This window comes from Paenarthrobacter sp. 10L420, from assembly GCF_056395385.1.
Map to the genome: position 1 here is coordinate 1 of NZ_JBFTJK010000043.1, position 10,167 is coordinate 10,167.

5 protein-coding genes and 1 pseudogene are annotated in these 10,167 nt (G+C 55.6%); 3 read left to right on the top strand and 3 right to left on the bottom strand.

The genetic code is table 11. The features are described 5' to 3' along the window. Positions 1-568: 568 nt before the first annotated feature. The 3 genes from AC1DD5_RS25380 to AC1DD5_RS25390 all read right to left on the bottom strand — a co-directional run bounded on the left by AC1DD5_RS25380 (position 569) and on the right by AC1DD5_RS25390 (position 4,372). A complete protein-coding gene (locus AC1DD5_RS25380; RefSeq protein WP_477523090.1) occupies positions 569-1,648 on the bottom strand; it encodes a 5-methylcytosine restriction system specificity protein McrC in 1,080 nt (359 codons plus the stop codon). Positions 1,649-1,748: 100 nt separating this feature from the next. Further along, on the bottom strand, positions 1,749-3,344 hold the full coding sequence (locus tag AC1DD5_RS25385; protein ID WP_477523091.1) for an McrB family protein: 1,596 nt from the start codon (positions 3,342-3,344) through the stop codon (positions 1,749-1,751). Further along, a complete protein-coding gene (locus AC1DD5_RS25390) occupies positions 3,341-4,372 on the bottom strand; it encodes a DNA cytosine methyltransferase (RefSeq protein WP_477523092.1) in 1,032 nt (343 codons plus the stop codon). The genes AC1DD5_RS25385 and AC1DD5_RS25390 overlap by 4 nt, the downstream gene beginning before the upstream one ends. Positions 4,373-4,981: 609 nt before the next feature. Between AC1DD5_RS25390 and AC1DD5_RS25395 the strand changes: the two are divergent. The 3 genes and pseudogenes from AC1DD5_RS25395 (at position 4,982) to AC1DD5_RS25405 (ending at position 9,793) form a co-directional block, all read left to right on the top strand. Next, positions 4,982-6,290 (top strand): annotated as a pseudogene (locus tag AC1DD5_RS25395) (transposase). Between the two features lie 439 nt (positions 6,291-6,729). After that, on the top strand, positions 6,730-8,346 hold the full coding sequence (locus tag AC1DD5_RS25400; RefSeq protein WP_477523093.1) for an HD domain-containing protein: 1,617 nt from the start codon (positions 6,730-6,732) through the stop codon (positions 8,344-8,346). Further along, on the top strand, positions 8,330-9,793 hold the full coding sequence (locus AC1DD5_RS25405) for a tetratricopeptide repeat protein (RefSeq protein ID WP_477523094.1): 1,464 nt from the start codon (positions 8,330-8,332) through the stop codon (positions 9,791-9,793). Before AC1DD5_RS25400 ends, AC1DD5_RS25405 begins: the two co-directional genes overlap by 17 nt. The last annotated feature ends 374 nt before the right edge of the window (positions 9,794-10,167 follow it).

The following is a 10,167-nucleotide window of genomic DNA, read 5'->3' on the forward strand; positions in this document are numbered from 1 at the left end:
ACGGTGGCAGCGTCGGCTGCGACCCCGGTAGGCTCGATCAAGGCTCGTCCTGTTCTAGGTTGAATGCCTAGACACACTATCCCAGCAAGGCCACGGGCCCCTTTGTGTTCAACGACACGAACTCAATTCCCCAGCAACCACGAAGAGCCTGGATAGTCGGAAACGTACTCCACCCTTTGTTCGTGTTCGGTAGTCAAGGTTTTTCGGTGGGGAGTCCTGACAATTTGAAGGCTATCTCGCCGGGAGCGGGTTACAGCAAAGGGCTGCAGTTCCCATGTTCCCATGTTCCCACTACAGCGCGGGGCCAAATACTCGCCGGCACCAAGTCGCGCACTTTTCTAATGGACGAAGGCAAGCCCTGTCGACGGCCGAGCCGGAGACTGCCTTGGGGATGGAAGCCGGCACCCTCTTAAGCGAACCGTATATGTTCCGTGAGCGTAATGCACTCCTGGAACTGATGCGTGTCTCCCTGACGAGATAAGTAATGCACGCGGGGTCCAATTTCTTGCAGTCGGCGCGGAACCCGCATCGCACGAGGAGAGGGTGAAATACTTTTCCAATCCAAAAATCAAGATAAATCGAAGCCAAAGATAGACTTAACTTTGCTATCGAGTGATACGGGTGATTCCCCCAGGCTCAATCGGAGACACCTAATGGTCAATCCACCTTTCTCCATGCGAATGGTCGTATCAGGACCCTCGCCGAGGCCAATCAGAACCCCCACATGTGCTCCGTAAGCATCGCAGTAAGCCAGCATTTGGTACAGGTCAGCGCGTCCCGGTGTGGGTCCCAAGAATTTATATTTTGCATCTACCACTATTAGCGGTGTACGGCCTCCGACATCTCCAACGCATACATCCGGCATCAGACGGAGTTGACGATCGACATCTAGAAACCGCATCAGTTTGCGACCTTGGACGTCATAATTGAGCCCACGGCGCGTAGATTCAGCAGCAAGCAATGACGTGATAAAGCCCTCAAAGACTTTTGGCATATGGAACAGGAGGCCATGACTGGGCGTCTCCCCGCTCGTCGTTAGTAGTCCGGAACCCTGAAGAATCAACGCACCTATACGGATGCAGGTCGAGTAGGTCTCGTCCGGCGCCAGCTCCATGGCAGCAGCGAAATCCATCATGGGATCAAGACTCGTCAGCGTTCCCAAATTGTCCGCCCAAATCTTAGCTTTATGTCCCGTGGGATTACTTGTTCCGTATGTGTTGGTTATATTCTCCAGGACACCGGTCAAAAAAGAATTCAGCGGATTGTGTGACGTGAACAAATCGTGGCGATAAACAACGGGCGATTGTAGGCCGCTTACAAACTTCACAAAGTCAATTTGACCGCGAGGCCGGGCTCCAATCGATGATACTCGGACGTAACTTTCAAAAGCGCCCTCTGCGGTAGCCAATTCAAGATACTGAAGGAATTGGAATGCGAGGGTGTCCCTAAAGGATCCCGGGCCGATGTGCACGACGTCTGAAGTTGGTTTGGGAAGGGGTAAAGCTACCGTAAGGAGATGAGCGAGAATCGCATTACCACATTTCGGTTCAATGACAACTTCAATATCTCCGGCGCTAAATGCACCAACAATGTCGCGGGCGCCGATACGGTACTCGCCTTCGCGATTACCAGGTTCTATCTGAAGCACCTTCGAAGGTGTTTCCTTAATGTCTGTTCGGAAGGCCACTGAGCGTAGACGTTCCAATTGCGCAAAGGAAAGAGCCACAGAAGGGCAATACTCATTTTCTCTAAGTGTTAGTAGCATCGTTCAGAGTCAAATTCCCCGGACGGGAGCCTAGGGCGCTGATATACTTTTCGCGCACAGCTGTAGGGCCTAATGTAAGCAAAGATCCGAAGGGGGCCGTTTTACCGAATTTTCCGTAAAGATAGGGCCCAATCTCGAATTTCATGATTCTAACAACTTCGTCATCGCTGAGATCCGAGTTCATGAAAAACGACGCGCCAATCGAGAAGTCAGGATCAGGCACAAGATCGTTGATGTCCGAGACCCAATCGACCAGCCATTGCTTATCGTTATGGTGGGTATCAATAAACCTTCTCAATGCAGACTTGAACGGTTCCTCAGTGGGGTAGCAGTCAAAAACTCCAAACCTCCGTCTCAAGGCTGAATCGAAATTTCCCGCAGATCTGTCGGCCCGGTTCATAGTAGCGATGATGTAAAAGTTCTCCGGGACGACGAACTCGCCACGATCGTCATAAGGGGATCCGTACTGCAAACGGACCGGGAGACCCCTGTACTCCATCGCGGTAAGAAGCTCACCAAAGACGGAAGAAACATTTGCCCGGTTGATTTCATCAATTATCAAACCGTAGGGGACGTCGCGCTCATCAGCATCGGCCTGATGCAGAATATCTAGAAGGGGGCCGGCTGCAAGTTCATAATTGAGTGTCGCAACATTCATGGAGGGCCTTATTCCAGACACAAAATACTCGTAGCTATAGGAGGGATGAAACTGAACAAAGTCAGTGTTCGCGCCAAACATGAAATGGGCAAGTTCCCTGGCAATGTGCGTCTTTCCCACACCCGGTGGTCCAGAGAGTATCAATGACTGCTTTTTCTCTAGAATCCAAAGCATTTCGTCTACACTCTCCACTGGGATGTAGAGCCGCTCCGCGAGGTCGTTCGTTGAAGCAGCGGGTGGAAGCGTCGTAGCGGCTGCACGTGCATTTACAGATTGAGGACGAGGAGGAACCCAATCCGGGTTAATTTCCGGTATCAGGGAGGCCAATTCTGCGTCAATCGACTGCAATCTAATGAGTAGCCCGGGATCAGAGCCTTGTAGTGTGCCAAGAATCGCCCGAACCTGAGCGGACATTTGGTCCGGAGACCATTCGTCTCCGAAACATTTGAGTATGTTTTGGGCGGGCACCTTACCGTCAAATCCGAAGGCCCTAACGGCGCGAAGCTTTGACGATTCAAACCATTCTTGGCGTTCAAGGACCTTTGGATTGATTATTGGATCGAAGTCCGTCACGCGATCGACTACCATCTTGCAGCGTTGAGATGGCCCTTCGCCGGAATATTCGACTGATTGAACACGCCCGAGGCCTATCACTCCGCGCTCATTCGCGGAGCCTCTGAAATCGATGGCGCCAAGGATCAGCACCACCACATCGTTAGGGCTGATTAGTAGGACACTACGCCGCTTGGGAGGTTGGCCAAATTCGAGGTGAATTTCCTTGGGTAGTCTACCGGTCATGATATTCGCATCAAAATAAGCAGACTGATCAGGAGAATCAGGAGAGAGCGGATCAATGACTGTCCCTCTGGCCTGTCCGCGGACTGTGACTCTTGGACCCAGGCGACACACAAAGGCTTTCACGCCGTCAAAACTTCACTATTAAGGTTGATAGTTGTTTCTGTAACTGTCGGAATGGAGAGCGTTGCCTTGATACGCTCGGCCAACCAAGCAATAACTGGGACGGATACTGCATTCCCTAGGGCGTGATATCTGACGCTGTCCGAGGTTGCGTCTTCGTTCCATCCACGGGGAAGTGTCCACGTATCTGGGAATCCTTGTAGGCCCTCGCATTCTGCAGGTGTGAGTCGGCGAGCTGAATCCTCGTAAGCGACATAAGTGCGACTCCAATCTGTCCCAGTATGGCGCCCGGTCGTTGCTGAGAGACAGAATGACAATTTGGGCACGACTAGTCCGTTGTCTGTTGTTCCACTTCCGCCTTCGCTGCTAACTTTTGAAGCGCGCTCCATAAAGGGGGAAATAGTTTTCGTCGCTGACTTTCCACCCGTCTCAAGATGCCCTGCGCCGCGTTCGGGCTCAAAAAGTATCGAAGCGGCACGCTCTGGGTTGTCACGACATCCAACAATGTAGACTCTCTGACGACTTTGGGGGACTCCGAAGTTTTTACTGTTAAGGACGCGCCACGCCACGCCATACCCGAGTTCGGCCAACGTGTGAATGACGATTCCAAAATCTCGTCCTTCGTGCGATGAAAGTAGGCCTGGGACGTTCTCGAGGACGACAGTTTCGGGAAGAGCCCCTCCAAGTAACTCAGCGAACTGGTAAAAGAGTCCAGATCTTGCCCCTTTAAGCCCAGCTCTTTCCCTTGCTCGTGCCAATGAGACGTCCTGGCAAGGGAATCCGGCGCTCCAGATATCGGCTTGGGGGACTTCACTAAGCTTCACTTCCTTAATATCGTGGTCGCGCCTGACCTTTGGCCAGTGGTGCGAAAGAACCTGCAGGCAGAATGGATCTATTTCGCACTGGTAGACTGTCTCGATTCCGGCCTGGTGAAATCCAAGGTCAAAACCACCGATCCCAGCGAAGAATGACGCTAATGACAACGGACGCTGAAGGCAGTATTCGCCCTGATCTCTGCTGTTAGTGTGCACTGCCTTGAATCCTTACTGTTGCCCCGGTCACGACTCGGCTCTTACGCTCACCAGCAGCCGTGACGGGACACTGCTCTTCTTGTTTCCAGTAGGCTACCGGACTGGGTGACGGAATCGTGGCACGCCTGACATGCGTTGCGGGCACATCCGACACAAGGCGCTCCTTTCGTTTAGCAGATGAGTCGAACATCTCACAGGCTAAGTTTTGGTGGCGCCTCCCTCGAACTCGTTTGCCGGCTTCGTTGTGCCCTCGCCGTGCCATGGAAGCTTGGCCTGTTCCGCCTCGGCGGGTAGCGGAAGCGGGCGAACTGGGGTGACGTTTCATATCTCTCGTGGAGCTCCTCTAGATCGGGCCGAGCCTGATGCCTGTGGGGCATTCAGCCAGGCGACTTGCAGGTCGGCAAGTCAACAACCTGATCCTAGGAGTCGCTTCGGACAATATTATGCAGACAGGTTTCCTCGGTGCCTGAAGTGAAGAAAGAAGTGACGAAGCTAGCTCTTCCGTTCCTTAACACTGGTACCAGATCATCGTGCCTGGGAGACTGCTGAATTGGTCACGGATGGGGCGCGTCGGCTGGACAGGTGGGCTGGGTGGTTAAGACTGGTCTTATGCAGGGACGCGAGGACGGGCAACGCGGGTATTTGGACGTGGAGGCGCTGGCCGGAGAGTTGTTGGCTCCGGGAAGCGTCTCGCTTTTCTGGTCAAACATCGGGGCGCCTGTTTCCGGATCCAATGATGGAGAACGTGTCCCCGTCGCGGCGGGGCCGGCCATCGGTTCCGGCGCCGGTCATCGGCTCGGTGCTGGTGTTGCAGGCATTGCAGGGGCTCTCTGACCGGGAGACGCCGAGGCGTTGACCTTCGACCGGCGCTGGAATGCCGCGTGCGGATACGGACTGATACCGCGTCCCACCCGAGCACGCTGACGTACTGGCGGCGGCTTCTGGCCGGGTCGGGAAACCTGCACCGGATCATGGAGGCCATCGCCGAGGTCGTGGCGGAAACCGGAATCCTGAAGGGCAAGCGCCGCGGGGCTGTGGATTCGACAGTCCTGGACGACGCGGTCGCCAGGCAGGACACCATCACGCAACTGATCGCGGGGATCCGCCGCTTCGGCCGTGATGTCCCTGCCGGCCAGGAATTGCTGGCCACCCACGCTAAAGGGTATGACTACACCCGAACCGCAAACCGGACATCGCGTGGGATGACCAGGATGCCAGGAACGGGCTTGTTTCGGCGCTGGTCACCGATGCGCTGGCGCTGCTGGCCGTCGTCGATACCGAGGCCTTGGACGGCAAGGTGGCCGATGCGTATGCGCTGCTGGCACTGGTCGCCGGGCAGGACGTGGAACCGGCCGAGGATTCGGACGGGACCGACGGGCGGTGGCGTATCGCCCGGAACGTCGCACCGGACCGGATAATCTCCACCGTGGACCCGGACACCCCGCACGCGCACAAGACCCCAGTCCCGCCAGCAAGACGGATTCACGGCCCACATCCTCATCGAGCCCGACACCGGTCTGATCACCGCCGCGGAGCTCACCAAGGCCTCCGGACCGGAGCACAGCGACGGAGCCGTCGGTGCCCGGCTCATGGGCGCGGATCCCACGATCACCGGCACCAGCGTGGACGTCCTGGCCGACTCGGCCTGCGGTTCCGGAGAAATGCTCGCCGCCCTCGCCCGCAACGCACGACGCGCTGCAGCGCGAACACCGTCTACGCGCCGCGGACCCCGCCTTCCGGGACACTTACCGCAGGCACCGGCCCATGGTCGAGCGGTCCATCGCCTGGCTCACCCGCGGAAACCGCCGGCATCAGCCGGAACACCGCCTGGCTCCAACTGCAGATCGCAGGAGTGAACCTCCGACGCCTCCTCGCCCTCGGACTGACAGAGAACGAAGGATTATGGGCGCTGGGATAAACCACCAGGCAGGACCTGGCCCATCGATAAAAAATCGCCGGATGACACCCCAGATCTGAGGCAGAATGAACGCAAGCGGGCGGAACCACCCCGTTTTCGCACCCAGGGGTGCGACCAGAACACGCCGCTAGACGGCCATGGTGGCGTTCCGCCCGCCCCACAACCAGCCTCCCAGGCGCTGACCAGAAGGATGACGCTCCTGAGACCACCGGTTGAGCGCAGCGTTGTTGTCGACCCCCGAATCGCGGGCTGAGTCAAACAATTTAGGTCCATAAAATAGCATTGGTTTGTCTGTGACACGGTAATTCATGCGGACACAGGGCCCTTTCAGAAGTCCAGCTCAATAATCGTTGGTCATTGGCACGACGCCAGAGACTTGTACCTGGAACTTCGCGAGTTACTCTATAGCCATACATGTCAGGGGTCACCAAGGAGCGAAGTGGACGCGCTAAAGCTTGAGCAGGAACTGCGGGGCAATAAGCTCAGCGACTTGGCCGATGCCATGCCTCGGATCCAGGACTTCGTTGAAGATTGGTGGCGTCAGAATTATCTTCCTTGGTTCACGGATCACGGACCGGACCACTCTCGTGTTGTTGCCGACTACGCTCTGCAGCTCGCCAGTTCTCCCAATCTATCCACGGGCAAGGAACTGGAGCCGTTAGAAGCCTTTATCCTTTGGGCCAGTTCGTGGTTGCATGATCTGGGTATGCAGTCTCTCCTTAATATTCCACTAGGCCAGTTGGAGCAGAGTGATTATGAGGCCATCAGGAAACGGCATCCAGATCAGAGTCACCTGGAGATTCATGGAAACGCTACGAAAATTGGGTTGCCTCCTCAAGATAGAGCACTTCTTCATGTAATTGCATTGGTAGCTCGAGCCCATGGAACCAACTATTACGAAGACTCCGTCGCTAAATTGCGACAATTTACGCTGGTGCGAGGTAAACAAGTGCGCGGTCCTCTTCTGGCCGCTATTTTACTTATGGCAGACGAGCTACATTTACATTATGAACGTGTTAAGCCGCTACCTGCAGGGGCAACCCTCAACTTTGTGTCAGAAGCGCATGCGCTAAAGCATAGAGTCGTTCTAGCAAGTGAGATTCTTCACCAGCTTGATGGAGAAGTAGGCATTCGAATCACAACCCAGCAAGACGCTAATCTTGATGACCTGAGTATAAGTGCGGTCGAAACTTGGATTGCAGAGAAGCTCCTCATGCAGGTGGCAAAAGTCGAAGGCGAGTTTAACGCGGGGTTCCGTATGCAGGCTCGGCTATCACGGGCCATCGAATTTGTGCGAATTGGCGTAGATGTGGCTGAAACGGCTCCCCTGCGGGCTGTCATGGACGTCATCGAAGCAGATAATCAGAAATCACGCCTCATAAATCATCTGCAGTCGTTTGAGGAAGCATACAAACAACTAAAGGATCACGAGTTCGTCGTCCTTACAGGAGGATTAGCTGAGGACTTCACGGACCTTGACGGTCGGGAGGACCTTCTGAACGCCTTAGGAGCCAAGCTGCGATCTACCGGAATGACGGTCTTGAGTTCCTTGGTCCTGCTTGAATCAGCGGGAGCAGCCAGCTGCACCGACGTCTTGGTATCTTGGGTTAAGGGCTTGCCTGGAGCGGCTGGAACAGCGGGTGATGACGTCACGACGGCCGATAGGGAAGTTCTTTTGGATATCCTGTGCGGGCATCTTGCAGAGCATGACAGCTCGGTATTGCTGGTCCTCTCATCTATCGATCTATTTTCCGATAAGGACGCCATTTGGCTGATGAGGACCGCCTTGCCGCGATTGCAGGAGGCATGTGATATGGCAATGCTTGTTTCCGGAGAACCTAGCTTCATGGCGTTGGCGACCTCGTCAGCGGCTGTGGAGGTCTCCGTCAAGGTGCTGGACTATACCGATGTGGGCGAACACCTTGCGAGATACAGTAGTCGTAAGGAGAGTCAAAATGCCGCAAACGCACGGCGAGGTTATTCCGAGTATAAATGGACGCGTGACTACGCCAAGCTCGGCCTAGCAGAGGATACTTGGTATGACCATCTTGCTTGAGAGCAGTCTTGGGATCCTCAGTACTGCCCCCTGGTTCGACGAAGCGACCGCCACCGAGCTGCTAGGGCTTCAATCTCGGACTCCCTTGAACGAAGCAAGCGAAGTGTTGTCACGGCTGGATCGGGCTGGAATGTTTGTGACGCGTGGCTCGGTACGACGGGTTGTTGAACCCTTGAGAAGCCATTTGCGGCGTTCGTTGCATGGCGATGACGAGGAGCTTTACACAAAAGCTGTTGCCATCTTCGCGGAGCACGCAGCTGCCGACCTGAAGCCACAACTGATGGGGGTGATGGGCAACCATGGCAGCGCACTGAATATTGCTGCTCTCACCGCATTTGCTCACTCTGAGCACACGCCCTCGTTCGACGCCTTAGTCGATTTAGTGCAGATGCCCTCAGACGTAGATGAAGCCCACAAAGCTGCCACGGCAGCTCGCGTCTACGAACTCTACTCGTTCAAGAGAGACAGGAAGAGCGACTTTCTGCGCGGTTTGTCCCTGTGGGCCAAAGGGCGGCACTTTGAAGCGGAAATCTGCTTTAAGACCGTTCTCATCGGAGCAAAACCGGACAAAGCCAGAGCGATTGCCGCCCATCTAACAGGGGTGAGTCGACATCGAGAAGGAGACCTTCGGGAATCACGAAGGCTCTTACTTCAGGCGATTGACGACCTTCGCTTTCTTGAAGACCAACCTGGGCTGTCGGTTGTGCTAACGACCTTAGGTCGTGTGGAGCGGGATGCCTACAGGGAGACGCAGAAAACGGAGTCTATCGTTGCCTCCATCTCTGTCCTAGAGGAGGCGAACAACCTAAACGTAAGGCTCGGACGGGTAGATGGGCGAAATCTTGTGGCCCTGAGCCAGAGTTACTTCGCAGCTGGTCGCTTAGAGGAAGCTTTGACGATAGGCGAGCAGGCAGTTTCCGATTCGAGCAGTAGCGGAGACGCTGTGTCGGCATTGTGCAATCTCTCTGTGATCCGGCGTGAGTCAGGAGACCTGCCGGAAGCGACGCGGCTGCTCGACAGAGCCAGTGATATGGCTTCCCGCGACGGGGTGAAGGATCAATCCCTGGCGCGCCTTCTCAATATGCTGGCAGCCAATGAGCGGCGCATCGGCGATCTTAAGGGGGCAAAGCGTCACGCACAGGAAAGTTTAGCCATGGGGCGCCGCGTTCAGGATCAGCGCCACATCGCTCACGCAAGTCACACTCTGGCAGGTATCCTAATGGACAGTGTGCAACCGGCACAGTCTGAACAAGAACAACAAGACCTATTAAGGGCTGCCACCACGCTTCTGAACGAGTCGCGAGAGATATTGATCAGTCTTCGAAACCGCCCAGGAATAGACATGGTTGAGGCCACCTTGGCGAGACTGACCGCAGGAGGCTCTGATGTTTCGGTCGTCGAGAGTTTAGGGGAGCAAGGTCGCGATGGATCCTCTGCATCCACTTGAACGCCTAATGGCACCGACAAGTTGTGCCGAGGGAGGGAGACTCTAACCGCCGATCAGTGTGACACTGTGGCAAGTAGAGCTTGATCCGCGGGCAGGATCTCAGCGTTGGAGCCGTCGAATCCCCATTCTGGCTGGCTCCGCGATTGGTCTCTGTCTTACCTAGGATTCGACGCCGTTTCCACCTTCGCTGAGGAGACAAGGACCCCGAGCGCAGCCCGCCCACGGGGCTCTTCGTGGTTGCTGGGGAATTGAGTTCGTGTCGTTGAACACAAAGGGGCCCGTGGCCTTGCTGGGATAGTGTGTCTAGGCATTCAACCTAGAACAGGACGAGCCTTGATCGAGCCTACCGGGGTCGCAGCCGACGCTGCCACCGT